General features: G+C 67.1%; 12 protein-coding genes. 6 read left to right on the top strand and 6 right to left on the bottom strand.

Translation table 11 applies throughout. From position 1 onward, the window contains the following. Positions 1 to 4 precede the first annotated feature (4 nt). Together AC3RCC_RS26265 and AC3RCC_RS26260 are read right to left on the bottom strand one after the other, a co-directional pair. A complete protein-coding gene (locus tag AC3RCC_RS26265) occupies positions 5 to 1,147 on the bottom strand; it encodes a GNAT family N-acetyltransferase (RefSeq protein WP_492257097.1) in 1,143 nt (380 codons plus the stop codon). Beyond that, positions 1,137 to 2,429 carry a lipopolysaccharide biosynthesis protein gene (locus AC3RCC_RS26260; RefSeq protein ID WP_492257096.1) on the bottom strand — a complete coding sequence of 431 codons (1,293 nt, stop codon included), beginning with the start codon at positions 2,427 to 2,429 and terminating at the stop codon, positions 1,137 to 1,139. The genes AC3RCC_RS26265 and AC3RCC_RS26260 overlap by 11 nt, the downstream gene beginning before the upstream one ends. A gap of 213 nt (positions 2,430 to 2,642) precedes the next feature. On the opposite strand from AC3RCC_RS26260, the gene AC3RCC_RS26255 reads away from it, so the two are divergent. Both AC3RCC_RS26255 and AC3RCC_RS26250 read left to right on the top strand, forming a co-directional pair. Further along, the gene (locus AC3RCC_RS26255) at positions 2,643 to 3,368 is read left to right on the top strand and encodes a N5-glutamine methyltransferase family protein (RefSeq protein ID WP_291635078.1); all 726 of its coding nucleotides are present in this window, start codon (positions 2,643 to 2,645) and stop codon (positions 3,366 to 3,368) included. Beyond that, the gene (locus AC3RCC_RS26250) at positions 3,365 to 4,480 is read left to right on the top strand and encodes a hypothetical protein (protein WP_492257095.1); all 1,116 of its coding nucleotides are present in this window, start codon (positions 3,365 to 3,367) and stop codon (positions 4,478 to 4,480) included. Before AC3RCC_RS26255 ends, AC3RCC_RS26250 begins: the two co-directional genes overlap by 4 nt. A 45-nt stretch (positions 4,481 to 4,525) precedes the next feature. Here AC3RCC_RS26250 and nadE read toward each other — a convergent pair whose 3' ends face one another. The 4 genes from nadE to asnB are packed head-to-tail and all read right to left on the bottom strand — an operon-like array spanning position 4,526 to position 9,334. Further along, a complete protein-coding gene (nadE, locus tag AC3RCC_RS26245) occupies positions 4,526 to 5,533 on the bottom strand; it encodes an NAD(+) synthase (protein WP_492257094.1) in 1,008 nt (335 codons plus the stop codon). After that, entirely contained in the window at positions 5,530 to 7,077 is a 1,548-nt protein-coding gene (locus AC3RCC_RS26240; RefSeq protein ID WP_492257093.1) for a class I adenylate-forming enzyme family protein, read from the bottom strand. Before AC3RCC_RS26240 ends, nadE begins: the two co-directional genes overlap by 4 nt. 28 nt (positions 7,078 to 7,105) lie before the next feature. Then, positions 7,106 to 7,372, bottom strand: coding sequence for an acyl carrier protein (locus AC3RCC_RS26235; protein WP_291635083.1), 267 nt, complete (start codon positions 7,370 to 7,372; stop codon positions 7,106 to 7,108). 24 nt (positions 7,373 to 7,396) lie between these two features. Further along, the gene (gene asnB, locus AC3RCC_RS26230; RefSeq protein WP_492257092.1) at positions 7,397 to 9,334 is read right to left on the bottom strand and encodes an asparagine synthase (glutamine-hydrolyzing); all 1,938 of its coding nucleotides are present in this window, start codon (positions 9,332 to 9,334) and stop codon (positions 7,397 to 7,399) included. Positions 9,335 to 9,668: 334 nt separating this feature from the next. Between asnB and AC3RCC_RS26225 the strand changes: the two genes are divergently transcribed. The 4 genes from AC3RCC_RS26225 to AC3RCC_RS26210 are packed head-to-tail and all read left to right on the top strand — an operon-like array spanning position 9,669 to position 14,535. Beyond that, on the top strand, positions 9,669 to 11,171 hold the full coding sequence (locus AC3RCC_RS26225) for a GumC family protein (RefSeq protein ID WP_291635087.1): 1,503 nt from the start codon (positions 9,669 to 9,671) through the stop codon (positions 11,169 to 11,171). Positions 11,172 to 11,185: 14 nt separating this feature from the next. Then, entirely contained in the window at positions 11,186 to 12,520 is a 1,335-nt protein-coding gene (locus AC3RCC_RS26220) for an O-antigen ligase family protein (protein ID WP_492257091.1), read from the top strand. Between the two features lies 1 nt (position 12,521). Continuing rightward, positions 12,522 to 13,283 carry a polysaccharide deacetylase family protein gene (locus AC3RCC_RS26215; RefSeq protein ID WP_492258837.1) on the top strand — a complete coding sequence of 254 codons (762 nt, stop codon included), beginning with the start codon at positions 12,522 to 12,524 and terminating at the stop codon, positions 13,281 to 13,283. Between the two features lie 10 nt (positions 13,284 to 13,293). Then, positions 13,294 to 14,535: a glycosyltransferase family 4 protein gene (locus tag AC3RCC_RS26210; protein ID WP_492257090.1), complete on the top strand. Its 1,242-nt coding sequence runs from the start codon at positions 13,294 to 13,296 to the stop codon at positions 14,533 to 14,535. The last annotated feature ends 44 nt before the right edge of the window (positions 14,536 to 14,579 follow it).

Raw genomic sequence — 14,579 nt, 5'->3', positions numbered from 1 at the left:
AGCTTCAGAAATCGGTGAGCAGCCGGCTCCAGCTCTCGGATGCCAGCCCGCCGATATAGATGTCGTTGCGCTGCGCGGCGTCCTTGATGTCGGCATGGCGCGTCACCAGGCAGAAATAGCCGCGATGCTTGAAGCTCAGCCAGCGCTGTCGCGAAATCGCGTTCATCATGAAGGGCTGCGCGATTCCGCCGGCTGCGGCGTAGCCTTCGGCATCCAGGCTGGAGAACATCTGGCCGACGACCTCGAATTCGCGGCCGGCCGTGCAGAGCAGGTTCAGCACCGTGGCCTCCCGGCCTTTTCGGCCGAAATAGAGAAAGGCGCCGATCGGCTGCTCCCGGCCGTCGAGCACGATCCTGAAATTCAGCGTGCCGAGCCGGCCGTTCAGCGAAGCGACGCCGACCAGCCAGTCGAACTCGGCCTTGCTCCAGACCGGGCGGACCTGAAAGCGCTGCATCATCGGCTCGGCGCAGGCCAGGAACTCGTCAGGTGTGGCGGGGATCGTCCGGCAGTCCGGTATGGCTGCCGGGGTGATCGAGCGTCTGCGCCGACGCAACGTCCGGTCGAGCCAGCCTAGCGGGGTGACGACGGCCCGCGAGCCCAAGGCTGGGGCCGCGCGGCTGCAGGCGAGGGCCGCTGCCGTCGCCGGCCTGAAGGCGCGGCGCCATTCCAGGCTCTGGATCGGGAGCACGCTGCCTCCGCCGGCAATCCAGTGGTCGGCGCTGACTGGCGAAGAATTGTCCGAGAAGCACATGTCCTGCCGCGCGGCGCGCATCTGGCGCGCCAGGCGGGCGGCCCCTGCCGCGCCTTCGGCCCCGTCGGCCATGAAGGCACACAGGAGCCGCGCCATGATCGGGCGACCATGTGCGCTGAATTCCATCGGTACGGCGAGGATCGCGCTGGCCACGCCATTCTCGCCCTCATGCACCATGCTGCCATTCTCCGGCCGATAATGCGGACTGCCGAAGAAGATCGTTTCCAGATAGGGGGCAAGCTCGGGCGCGACCTTGTCGCTGTTCCGGAACGCCTTGCTGAACAATCGGGCGATAGTCGAAATGTCGCCGCGCACCATCGGTCGCACGCCCGCTGCACGGACGGCTGCGCCGCCGGGGCTCGCTGCGATGGGTGCGCAATTGGGCTCAGCTCCCATGGGCCATCCCGGTTCGGGGCTCTCGGGTCAGGGCCCGTTCCCGATCCTGGCGCACGACTCGCTGCAAGGCGCTCCAGGCTGCGATCACCATGGCGATTTCGATGACATAGAAGGAGACGAAGGTTCCCGCGGGCGGCGCATACCAGGTCGCGAGCGCGGCGAGTGCGGCGCCGAGCACGCTGCCGATGCCCATCACGGCGGCGCGGGTCGACTGATGGCCCGAGGCTCCCAGCGCCTCGGCCGCCACGGCCCAGATCGCCAGCGGAATGACCGCCCAGCAGAGGGCCCGGACGAAGGAGACGAGCGAGACATAATCCCGGCCGAACAGGAGAGGTAGGATCGGCGCCAGCACGAACACGGCCACCGCTGCGGCGGTGCTGATCAGCGTGGCGGCGACCAGGACCTTGCGAACCCGCGGCATGGCGTGCTGCAGGCCTTCCGCCGTCGCCCGCGCCGAGCCGGGATAGACGAGCCGATTGAGCGCCTCGACGGAAAGATAGCTGCTCTCCAGCATGCGGCGGGCGACGCTGTAGCTCGCGACGATCTCGGGGCTCGCGACGAGGCTGAGCACGAGCAGATCGGCATTCTGGCGCACGGCGCGCAGGATGAAGGGAACGCTGAAATAGAGGCCGAGCGGCAGCTCCTCGCGCACGATCCGATAGCGCGGCCGGCCGAGCCTGGCGAGCGCGCGCCAGCAGGCGAGGGCGACGAGGACATGGCAGGCGAATTGCCAGAGTGCCCAGGAGGCAACGCTGGCGACCCCGAAAACGAGGCAGGCGAGGACGGCGGCGGCGGTCCGGGCCAGGGCGAAGCCGACAACGACCATATTGGCCGAGGCGAAATCGGAATGGGCGATGAAGATCTGCTCCGCCAGAACGATCACGCGCACCAGGACGATGTTCGTCACCAGCATCAGCGTGATGACGGCGGCATTGGTTGCCGGGTCGGGGGAGAGAGTGAAGAAGAAGGGTAGCAGGGCGGCGCCGATCACGACCAGGGCGACGCCGCTCGCCGCGGTGAGGATCAGATTGTGGCCGAGCATGTCGGGATAGATCGCCCGATCGCGCGCGACGCGGCGGACGAGGCATTCCATCGCGCCGAGCCCGCACATATGCACCGCGATATTCGAGATGGCGGTGATCGCGACGAACAGGCTGAATTCGTGGACGCCGAGAAAGCGGGCCAGGATCGCGAAGGTCAGGAGCTGTGCGGCCGAGCTGATGATCAGGCTGCCGCCCGAGGCGGCATAGGACAGCAGCATCGGGAGCAGGGCTCCGCGCATGCCCGATCCTTTTGCGTTGCCCGGAGCCATCCTCTCCCGCCTTCGAAAATCGACCGAACGGGGCCGCCCCGCTGGAACTAGCATCGACGGGGCATCAGTAGCAGGCAAAAATAAGGGCGCAGTTAACACCGGCAGGCGTGTTTCAGCAGGTGTTTACCGGAATGCCGTTAGCCTGCCGGCGTGATCATCCGACCAGTGCGGGAAGGAGCCCCGATGACGGGCAGAGCAGTCGACCTTGCGGGCCAGAGCGGGCCTCGCATGCAGCGCTTCATGAGTATCGAGCTGGAACTCGCGCCCGACGTCCTCGTGCCCCGGCAGGAGACCGAGCTGCTCGGGGCCTGCGCCGTCGAGCGCCTGCGCGAGGGCCTGCCCGGGCCGTCGGTGGTCGACATGTGCTGCGGCTCCGGCAATCTCGCTTTGGCGATCGCAACGGAAATCCCGACCGCCCGCATCTGGGGGGCGGATCTGACCGACGGCACGGTGGCGCTCGCCCGCCGCAATGCCGAGCGCCTCGGCGTGCAGGATCGGGTGTCCATCCACCAGGGCGATCTGTTCGATGCCTTGGCTGGTGAGGGGCTGGCCGGCAAGGTCGACATGATCGTCTGCAATCCACCCTATATCTCGACCTCGCGCCTGGAGGGCGAGAGCGCGCATCTGCTCGCGGCCGAGCCGCGCGAGGCCTTCGATGGCGGGCCCTATGGCATCTCGATCCATCAGCGCGTGATCCGCGACGCCGTCGACGTCCTGAAGCCGGGAGGCTGGCTGCTGTTCGAGTTCGGCGAGGGCCAGGATCGTCAGGCCGCGGCGCTGATCGCGCGGGCCAGGGCTTATGAGCCCGTGCGTTTCGCGACGAACGAGGCCGGCACGCCGCGGGTCGCGCTGGTCCGCAAGCTGGCCGCCGCGCCGGCATCCGGCGAGACGGCGGGGCGGCCGGCATGAGCCTGGTTCGTTCCCTGGAGACCGCCGATATTCCGGCGGTTGCGGGGCTGTTCCAGCGGGTGTTCCGGAACAGCGATGCGCCGCCACCAGCGGCGCTCGTCACCTATCTGAGACGGCACTATCTCGAAGCGCCAGGTTGCGATCCTGAGATCGCGCCGCTGGTCCATGTTTCCGGCGAGGGTGAGATTTCCGGCTTCATCGGCGTGAATGCGCTGCCGATGAGCCATGAGGGTCGCAAGCTGAAGGCCGCGATCTGCGGCTCGCTGATGGTCGAGCGGCGGAGCAGCGATCCGATGGCCGGTGCCAGGCTGCTGAAGACCTTCCTGGCCGGGCCGCAGGACCTTTCCTTCAGCGAGACGGCGAGCGAGGTCTCGGCGCAGATGTGGGCAAGGCTGCGTGGCGTGGCGCTGCCGCAATACAGCCTCGACTGGGTCCGTGCCATCCGGCCTTCGGCCTTCATGCTCGCACTGGCATCCGAGCGGATTGGTGCGGCGCGCCTGCTCTCCCCGCTCGCCGGGCTGGTCGATCGCCGCTTGCGCCGGAAGATGCAGGAGAATGAGCTGCGCTGGTCCGGTGTGCCGGAGGGCTGGACCGTGAAGGGCGGCCTCAAGGTCGCCGAGATCGACCAGCCCGGCTTTGCTGCCCTGGTCGAGCCGCTGACGCGGCAATTCGCGCTCCGCCCGGACTGGAGCGCCGAGCAGCTCGCCCACATCGTCGCCGAGGCGGCCAGGAAGCCGGAACAGGGCGAAGCGGTGTTCGCCTCGGTCCTCACGCCCGGCGGCGCGCCGATCGGTGCCTTCTTCTACCATCTGCGCCCTGGCGGGATCGCGCGCGTCCTGCAGATCCTGACCGCGCCGGGCCAGGCCGGTCCCGTCATCGATTGCCTGATCGGGCATGCGGCGCGGCGCGGGGCGGCCGGCTTGCGCGGCCGTACGCAGCCCGCTTTGCTCGAGGCGATGCTCGGGCGCCGCATCGCCTTCACTCATCTCGCCTCGACCGTCGTGCATGCACGCGAGCCGGCGCTGGTCGACGCCTTCCTGGCCGGCCGTGGTTTCTTCAACGGGCTGGCGGGTGAGAGCTGGAGCCGGCTGGTCGGCGGGCGCTTCGAATAGGGCGCGGAGCCGGCGCGAAGTTCAGGCGCGCCGGCGGTGCCGGTCTCAGCCGGCGATCTCCGTCACCGGCTGCACCAGTTGCGGTTCGAGATGCAGATAGCGCGTCGCCCGCCGCTTGGCGGCGATATCGGCAAAGACGCGCTCGACCTCGACCGTGCTCAGCTTCGCGGCCGCGGCGACCTGCTCGGCCGGGAGGCCGTTATTGAGGCCGTAGAGGCACAGGTCCATGCGGTCATAGGGCAGGGAGAAATAGAACTCCTCCTGCGTCTGCTCGAGCGAAAAAGTATCGGTCGTCGGCGGCCGGCGGCGGATCTCCTCGGGAATGCCGAGATCGGCGGCGAGCGCATAGACCTGGCTCTTGTAGAGATGCGCGATCGGCTTCACATCCGCCGCGCCGTCGCCGTTCTTGACGAAGAAGCCCTGGTCGTATTCGAGCCGGTTCGGCGTGCCGAGCACGGCGAAGTTGAGCCGGTCGGCATGATAGTACTCGACCTGCTTGCGGGTGCGCTGCTTCATATTGGTGGCGGCGACGATGCCGAGATAGGCCGTGGGCGGCATGCGCAGCTTGGTCCGATTGCCCTGCGGGTCCTCGACCACCAGCGAGGAGATGTTGTAGCCCTCGCCGGCGAGCGCGTTGGCGATCACGATCTTCGAACCCCAGCCGGGTCCGTATTCCGGCACCAGCTCGCGGATGAACGCGTCGCGCCGCTCATAGCAGCCCATCGCCTGCAGCGTCGGCCCGATATCCTCGACCACGGCGGCGACGCCGAAGGTCTCGGCGACGAGCCGGCCGAGCCTGAGGCTCTCGGGATCGGAATCGTTCTCGGGCATGAACAGACAGAAGACGTTCTTGGCGCCGACCGCGCGCACCGCCAGCGCCACCGAGACGCTGGAATCGATGCCGCCCGACAGGCCGAGCACCAGTCCGCGCTTGCGCATGCCGCGCAATTGCGCGCGCAGGCCGGTGACGATCTGCTCGATCTCGGCCGCGCCGTCGATCTTCAGCGTCTCCGCCGAGAAGGCGAGGCTTTCAGGGGCAGGGGCGATGTTCATTCGGCAGCTCCAAGCGTCTCGGCGGCCAGCCTGCGGCTGACCTTGCCGGTATCGGTCTTCGGCAGCTCGCTGCGGAATTCCACGATCTTAGGCACCATGAAGTCCTCGAGATGGGCGGCGCAGTGGCGGATGATGTCGCGCTCGCTCAGGCTCTCGTCGGAGCGCACCACAAGCGCCGCGATGGCATGGCCGAGCACCGGGTCGGCGACGCCCATCACCACGGCCTCCGCGATGCCGGGATGGGCATGCAGGACGGTCTCGACCTCCTTGGGGGCGACCTTCTCGCCGCGCGTCTTGATGATGTCGTCCTTGCGGCCGACGAAGTAGAGAAAGCCATCCTCGTCGGCGCGGAAGAGATCGCCGGTATGCAGGCGCTTCTCCCAGGGGTGCGGGCCCGGGCGCAGCATCTGCGTGGTGGCGGCGTCGTTGCGCCAGTAGCCCTGCATGACATGCGGGCCGCGAATGACGAGCTCGCCGGCGACGCCGGGCGGCACGCGATTGCCTTCATCGTCGACGACCAGGGCTTCGGTGTTCGGGATCGCGATTCCGACCGAGCCGGGCCGGCGGTCGAGCTCTTCCGGCGGCAGATAGGTGCAGCGCTTGCACTCGGTCAGCCCGTACATCGAATAGACCCGCACGCCGGGCAGGAGCTCGCGCAGCCGGGCGATATGGGCCGGCGGCAGCGCCGCCGCGGTATTGGAGATGTAGCGCAGGCTCGGCAGGAAGCCCGGTTCGAGATCGCGCATCTGCAGGATCAGCGCCGCCATGGTCGGCACCAGCGGGAAGCCGGTGACCTTCTCGGTGCGGATGCGCTCGAAGATCGCCTGCGGGAAGGCGAAGGATTTTTCGAGGACGAGGGTCGCGCCGAGCCGCATCGCCATCAGCAGCTGGTAGAGCCCGTAGTCGAAGGCCAGCGGCAGCACGTTGAGGATGATGTCGTCCGGCCTGTTGCGCAGATAGGTGGTGATCGATTCCGCTGCCGCATCGATGTTGCGGTGGGTCATCATCACGCCCTTGGGCCGGCCGGTGGAGCCCGAGGTGTAGATCAGCATGGCCAGATCGATGTCGATTCCGCCATGCGCGACCGGGGTCGGCTCGGCCGCAAGGCACGCCTCGAAATCCGCCGCTCCTTCGATGGCCTGGCCGGGCGCGGCCTGGACCGCGGCGACGAACAGCGGTCGTCCGGGGCCGGCCGCGCGCGCCTGCGTCACGACCGGCATCAGCCTGGCCTGGGTCAGGATCGCGGCGGCCTCGCAATCCTCGATGATGTAGGCGAGCTTGTCGGCCTTGGTCGACGCGTTGATCGGGCTGAAGGTCGCGCCGGCCTTGAGGGTCGCGAAGATCGAGACGGCCGCTTCCCAGCAATTATCCATGAAGACGAGCACGCGGTCGCCGCGCTTCACCCCATTGGCGGCGAGCGTGGCTGCCAGCCGGCTGGAGAGATCGTCCAGCTCGGCATAGCTCAGCCGCCTGCGCTCGGTGACCAGCGCGGTCTTGGTGCCATGCGCCCTGGCGCTGTCGATGACGAAATGCTCGACCCGCATCGGCTCGATATCCTGTCCTGTCCCTGTCTCAGGCCGTCGCGGACGCGGCGGTCTTCGAGGCGATGAAGGCCGTGATGCGCCCGAGTGAATCGAGATTGGCGGGAACGATCTCGGAATCGGCGACGGTGATGCCGTAGCGGTCCTCGATGAAGGCGACGAGCTCGAGCACGCCTGTGGAGTCGATGATGCCGTTCTCGATCAGCGAGTCCGCGTCGGCGAGGGGATTGCCGGTGTCGCCGAACAGAAAATTCTCGATGACGAAGGCCTTCACCGCGTCCCTGATCGTATCGGTCATGTCAGTTCCTTTTCTGATGAGGTGTCAGGCGGCTTTCGAGCTCTGGCTGTCGGCCCCGGTGAAGGTCTTGAGCCAGAGCTGTGTCGACAGGATGCCGACGAAGGCCGCATTGTCGCGGAAGCCGGAGGCCGGGCGGGCGCGGCACTTCTCGTGCAGCTTGGCGACCGCCTTCGGGTTGAAGAGACCGCTCGCGCCGATCTCGGCCTCGCCGAGCGCCGTCTCGACATAGTCGGCGGCGCCGGCTCCGACGAAGGAGGCGCTGTCGGGCGCGCGATAGGGCTGCTTGCTGCGCTTGCCGATCGAGGGTGGCAGCAGGTCCTTGGTCGCCTCCCGCAGGATGTGTTTCTCGACGAGGCCCTTCAGCTTCATCTCGGGCGGCAGGCCGGCGGCGAACTCCACGAGCCGATGATCGAGGAAGGGGAAACGCCCCTCTATGCCATGGGCCATCGCCATCCGGTCGCCCTGGCTGGAGAGGATGTAGCCGGGCAGCAGGAAACGGGCTTCGAGATATTGCGCCTGATGCAGCGGGTGCCAGCGCGCGAACGCCTCCGGCAGACGCGAGACCATCTCCTCGGCCGCGTCGTAATTCCCGAGGCTGGCGCGCAGATCGCCCGAGAAGAAGAGCTTCGTTGCCGCCGTGCCGTCGAGGCGCGGCCGGTGCGAATAGAGTGGATCGTCGAGGGAATGGCCGTTCGCGCCGAAGAAGGAGGCGAGATACTCCGCCGATTGCTGCCGCAGCCCGGGCAGGTAAGGGTAGAGCTTGCGGAACAGGTGCGGCCTGATGCGCGAGCCGGGCTGGCGCGCGCAGAAGCGCCGAACCCGGTTCTCCTTGAAGATGTCGTAGCCGGCAAAGACCTCGTCCGCGCCCTCGCCGGTCAGCACCACCTTGAGGCCGGCCTCGCGCACCAGCCCCGAGAGCTTGAACAGCGGGGCGGGCGCCGTCCGGATGATCGGCCGCTCGGTGAAGCGGATCACCTCGGGGAAGACGGCGGCGATGTCGCCCTCGCGGCAGGCGACCGCGCTGTGCTGCGTGCCGAGTGCGCGCGCCATCTCCAGCTGGAATTCGCTCTCGTCATGCTCGGCGCTGTCGAAGGTGACGGAGAAGGTCCTGAGACCGCCCGGAACCATGCGGGCGGCAAGCGCGGAGGTGATCGAGGAATCGAGCCCGCCCGAGAGATAGGAGCCGACCGGCACGTCGGCACGCATGCGGATGCGCGTCGCCTCGGTCAGCAGGGCGCGCAGTTCCTCGGCCGCTTCGCGTTCGTCCCTGTGCCGGGAGGGGGTGTCGTGGTCGGGATAGTCCAGGCTCCAATAGGGCCGGGTCGAGATGCCGCCGTCCTGGACGAACATCAGGTTCGCCGGCTCGAGCTCGCAGATGTCGCGGAAGGCCGTCCGGGGCGTGATCGGCGCCCAGAGCGTGAAGATCTGGTCGAGGGCGACGGGATCGATCTCTGCGCTCACCCCCGGCACCTGGAGCAGCGCCTTGACCTCGGAGGCGAAATAGAAGCGGTCGCCCTGGCGTGTGTAGAACAGCGGCCGCACGCCCATGCGGTCGCGGGCGAGGAACATGCGCCGCCGGCGCGCATCCCAGATCGCGAAGGCGAAATCGCCGTTGAGGAGCGAGAGGCAGTCCTCTCCCATCTCGTCATAGAGATGCAGGATCACTTCGGTGTCGCTCGCGGTCCGGAAGCGGCGGCCCTTGGCCTGCAGCTCCTCGCGCAGCTCGACATAGTTGAAGATCTCGCCGTTGAAGGCGATCGTCAGCGCGCCTGATGCGTCCGACATCGGCTGCTGGCCGTCGCCGAGGCCGACGATCGAGAGCCGGGCATGGCCGAGGCCAACTTCCGGTCCGCTGAAGAAGCCCTGCTCGTCGGGACCGCGATGGGCGATCGCAGCCGTCATCCGTTCAAGGAGTGCTCTCCCATCCCGGACGGCGCCGAAATAGCCAACAAAGCCACACATGCGGAGACATATCCGAAAGTTCAGTCGGTTCTTCGCGAGTTATAGCCAGTCGCAGAGGCGCAGACGTTAACGGCCCCGGATATCCGCGTGCATGGTAAACACCAGTCTAGCGGAAAGTACTGCGGCGCAGCTGGCGCACGAGCGGTGAAATCGAGCCCTGAACAATCGCGATTGCCGCTGCGTCGTGACCGCGCGCGCTGCCTTGCGACCTCGCGCCCGGTGCCTCCACAAGCGGATTAACGCAATATTCAGGGCGGAAGCCTAGCTGTTGGGTTTGTTTGGGGGGGCTTCTGCGTCTCTTCCGTCTTGAGTTGCGTACCGAGGGCGAAGCGGGATGTATGGGCCGAAGGAGTCGGAGCAGCGTCAGACGCCTCGACCCGTCGGCCGTGCTCATGCCGCGCGTGCTGACGCCGATTTCGTCGTCGCTTCCGATGGTACCACCATTGCCGGCAAAAGCCCGCTCTCCCGTCTCGGTCTGCTCGCGGAGGTCGGTGTCGATGATATCCTCGGCTGGCTACGTGCCGGGATGGGCTGGATCATCGGCGCCGTCGTTCTGTGCATGGCCGCGGCGTTGTTCTACGCAGCGGTGACGCCGCCGCGTTACACCGTCTACACCGACATTCTGATCGATCCGTCCAATCTCAACGTGGTGCGAGACGACGTCTTCACCTCCAACCCGCAGCGTGATGCGCAGCTTCTCGAGGTCGAGAGCAAGCTGAGAATCCTGACCTCGCGCAATGTTCTGTCGCGGGTGATCGACAAGCTCGACCTCGCCAATGATCCCGAATTCGTCAAGCCGGGCCTGCTGACGCCGCTCTGGCAGCTGATCTCGCCGCAAAGCGTCGCGCGCGACAACCGGCTCGCCGTGATGCGGGCCCTTGCCGAGCGCGTCGATGCTCGGCGCGAGGAGCGCTCCTTCGTCGTCGTGATGCGCTTCTGGGCCGAGGACCCCGAGAAGGCGGTGACCATCTCGAACGCCATCGTCGACGCCTTCGAGGCCGAGCTCTTCCAGTCGTCCGCCGAAAGCGCCGGCCGGGTGGTCAAGAACCTCAACAACCGCCTCGACGAGCTGCGCCGAAACGTCACCGAGGCCGAGCAGAAGGTCGAGGATTTCCGCCGCGGCAAGGGGCTTCAGCTCAACAATGGCGAGCCGGTCAGCGCGCGTTTGTCGAGCGAACTCAACACCCAGGTTCTGGACGCTCAGCAGCGCTTCATCCAGTCGGAATCGCGCTACAGGCAGATGAGCGCTGCGCTCGCCGAGCGGCGGACCGCCAGCGCGTCGGTTTTCGACACTCCGACCATGGTCAACCTGCGGGCGCAATACAATACGCTGCAGCAGCAGATCGGTTCGATCAGGGCGACCTTTGGAACACGGCATCCGCAGATGGTCACGGCCCAGTCGGAGCAGCAGGCGCTGGAGGCGGCCCTGACGCGCGAGGCGCGGCGCATCCTCGATGGGGCGAAGGCCGAACTCGAGCGCGATCGCTCGACGCTCGCAATGCTGCGCGGCAAGGCGGATGACGAGAAATCGAACGTCTTCAGCGACAATGAGGAGCAGGTGCGGCTGCGCGATCTGCAGCGGGACGCGCGCGCCAAGGCCGCCCTCTACGAAACCCATCTCGCCCGGACACAGCAGATCAGCGAACGCCAGCAGATCGACACCAGCAATGTCCGCGTTATCTCGCGCCCGCTGCCGCCGAAGGCGCGCAGCTGGCCGCCGCGGACGCTGATCCTGCTCGGTGCGGCCGTCTTCCTCGGTCTTTGCCTCGGCATCGCCATCGCCCTGGCGCGCGGCGCCTGGCGCCATCTGCGCGATCCGCGGCTCGCGGCCGCCTGAGGGCGTCGCCGGCGATGCGGGAGGCGATCGCACATGCTGGAGACAGGGCGCAGGCGCTGCGGGGCCGCGCCGGAACCGTCCTGTTCCTGGCGGTCTTCCTGTTCTCCTGGATCACCCTCAGCCCGTTCGTCGATCTGTCGGGGGAGGCCGTCCTCGATCAGTCGGCCCGGGCCTCGAGTGCGCTGAACCAGCTCCTGTCGCTCGGGCTTTTCGCCTGCATGCTCGGCTTCGGCCTGCTGCACCCGATGCGCCGCATCATCCTTCAGCCGCGGGTGCTGCTGTCGCTGATCCTGGCCTGGCTCGGCTTCGTGTCGGTCATCCTGTCCAGCTATCCGTTCCAGGGCATCAAGGGCATGGTCCTGGCCGTCATCTCCGTGGTGAACGCCAGCGTCTTCCTCCTGCTGCCGCGCTGCGAGCGGCATTTTGCCAAGCTGCTCGGCATCGGATGCCTGATCGTTCTGTCGCTGGCGTATTACGGCGTCCTCTTCAAGCCGACCCTTTCGATCCATCAGGCTTCCGAAGTGCTGGAACAGATCAATGCCGGCCTGTGGCGTGGTCATTTCCGGCACAAGAACGACGCCGCCGTGGCCATGGTGGTCATGGCGCTCTTCGGCCTCTTCGTCATGAATGTCTGGTCGCGCCTCGTCGGCGTGGTGATCGTCTGCCTGGCCTTCGTCTTTCTGGTCAATACCGGCGGGAAGACCTCCACGGCGATGCTGCCGGCCGTGCTGATCGTCGCCTGGGTTTTCGAGAAGGTGCGCATCCTGCGGGTGCCGATGGTCATCGGTGGCATAGCGCTCTTCAATCTCTTCGCCGTCGGTTCCGCCATCATCCGGCCGCTGGGCGATTTCGTCTCGGGCCTGGGCATCGACGCGACCTTCACCAACCGGGCCGATGTCTGGCGCCTGGCCTTCTCGGCGATCGCCGAGAATCCGCTGGTCGGCTACGGCATGAAGGGCTTCTGGCAGACTTCGCAGCTCGTCAATGGCGGCGGTGCGGTCGAAACCTGGGCCGTGGCGGCGGCCCATGCCCATAATTCCTATCTCGAAGTGATCCTGATGATGGGGGTGCCCGGCCTCGTGCTGACCCTAGCCTGGCTGGTCGTGCTGCCGCTCTATCACATTTCGCGCGTCGACCCCGCGAACGAACACAGCCATCTGACGCGTCTCTTCGTCAGGCTCTGGCTCTACGTCGTCTTTCACGCCTGTCTGGAAAGCCTGTTCTTCGAGGGGCCCAATCCGCTCTGGTTCACCTTCCTGGTCGCGATATACGGGCTGTCCCTGCAAACATCCGCGACGCTGGCCCACGAACCCCGTCCGCAGCCCCAGGGAAACGTCGCGCATGCCTAGCGTGTTCGAACAATTCGACGGAAAGGGCGGGCTGGTCGACCGGCTGGCGAACCGGCTGATCTGGCGGTTCTCCGGCCCGACGCGCACCCTCGAAACCGAGACCCCGCTGGTTTCCTTCACCTTCGACGACGTGCCGGACAGCGCCTTGCATCAGGGCGCCGCGATCCTCGAAAGCCATGGTGTGCGCGGCACCTTCTACATTGCCGGCGGGCTGGCCGGGCAGGTCGAGCCTGAACGGGTCCTGATCGGGCCGGAAGGTTGCCGGGAACTGGCCGAACGAGGCCACGAGATCGGCTGCCACACCTTCTCGCATCGCCGGGTTCGCGACATCCCGTGGCGGGAGCTGCCGGGCGAGCTCGACCGCAACGCAGCCTATCTCGCCGATGCGGGGGTGGCCTTGCCACCGGTCAATTTCGCTTTTCCCTACAATGCCGCCTGGCCACTGGCCCGTTCGGAGTTCGCTCGCCGTTTCCGCAGCTGCCGCGCGGGCGGCGAGGCGATCAACCGCGGACCCGTCGATCCGCTGATGCTGAAGGCGGTCGAAATCCGCCAGCCGGAGGAAGAGGCGCGTGCCCTGACCGGCTGGATCGACGAGGTGGTGCGGGCGCCCGGCTGGCTCGTCTTCTTCACCCATGACATCGCGGCGCGCCCGACGCCCTATGGCTGCAGGCCGGAGACCTTCGATCATCTGGTGGCCCATGCGCTGGCGCGCGGCTGTTGCGTGCTGACCGTCGAGCGTGCGCTCGACCGGCTCGGCTGGTGAGGCGACGGGGATGTCGAGCCCGCATCCTGCCGAGAAGCGCCTGCTGGCGATCAACAACTACTTCTACCGCCGCGGCGGCGCCGAAGCTGTCTTCTTCGATCATATGGCGATGTTCTCGCAGCTCGGTTGGGACGTCGTGCCCTTCGCCATGCAGCATGAGAACAATGCGCCCTCGCCATGGTCCGGCTATTTCGTCTCCGAGATCGAGTACGGCCGGCAGACGGGCCCGCTGCGCAAGCTCGCCCAGGCCGCCAGCGTGATCTACTCCGTCGAGGCCCAGCGCAATCTCGGGCGGCTGATCGAGCAGGCGCGGCCTGCCATCGCCCATGCCCACAATGTCTACCATCATCTCTCGCCCGCCATCTTCTCCACCCTGAAGTCCGCGGGGATTCCGGTGGTGATGACGGCCCATGACCTGAAGCTCGCCTGCCCGTCCTACAAGATGCTGCGCGCCGGCAAGGTCTGCGAGGACTGCAAGGGCGGGCGGATCCACAACGTCCTGCGCCATCGCTGCGTCAAGGATTCGGTCGCACTCAGCGGGCTGGTCCTGGTCGAAACCATGCTGCACCGGGCGCTCGGCCTCTATCGCGACAAGCTCGACCGGGTGGTGGTGCCCAGCCGCTTCTATCTCGAAAAGCTGGTTGAGTGGGGCTGGCCGCGCGAGAAGCTGGTCTACATCCCCAATTTCGTCGATGTGCAGGGCTTCCAGACGGATTGGGACGAGGCCGATTATTTCGTCTTCGCCGGGCGGCTCGCGCCGGAAAAGGGCCTCGCGACGCTGATCGAGGCGACCGCGCTCGCCGGGCAGCGGCTCGTCCTGGCCGGATCCGGGCCGGAGGAGGCGGCATTACGCGAGCTCGTCGCCCGGACCGGTGCGGATGTGACCTTCGCCGGGCATCTTTCGGGGCATGAGCTGCATCGCCTGATCGGTCGGGCGAAGGCGCTCGTCCTGCCCTCCGAATGGTATGAGAACGCGCCGATCAGCGTGCTGGAGGCCTATGCGCTCGGGCGCCCCGTGCTCGGTGCCGCGATCGGCGGCATTCCGGAAATGGTCCGGGAGGGAGAGACCGGGATGCTGAGCGCTGCCGGCGATGTGCAGGGGCTTGCAAGCAAGCTGGCGGCGCTGGCGGCGCTCTCCGGCGCGGAGCGCAGGCGGATGGGGCTTGCGGGGCGCGACTGGATCGCGCGGGAATTCTCCGCCACCGCCTATCAGGAGCGCACGCTCGCGCTTTACAGCGCGCTCTCCGGCTGAAGGGCAGGACACGCTGCCTTGCGTAAAGGTTAACGAATAGAAAA

This window comes from Allobosea sp. GW823-FHT01F03, from assembly GCF_058798075.1.
The sequence above is the reverse complement of the archived record's forward strand: the minus strand, read 5'-3'. Positions and strand labels throughout refer to the sequence as shown.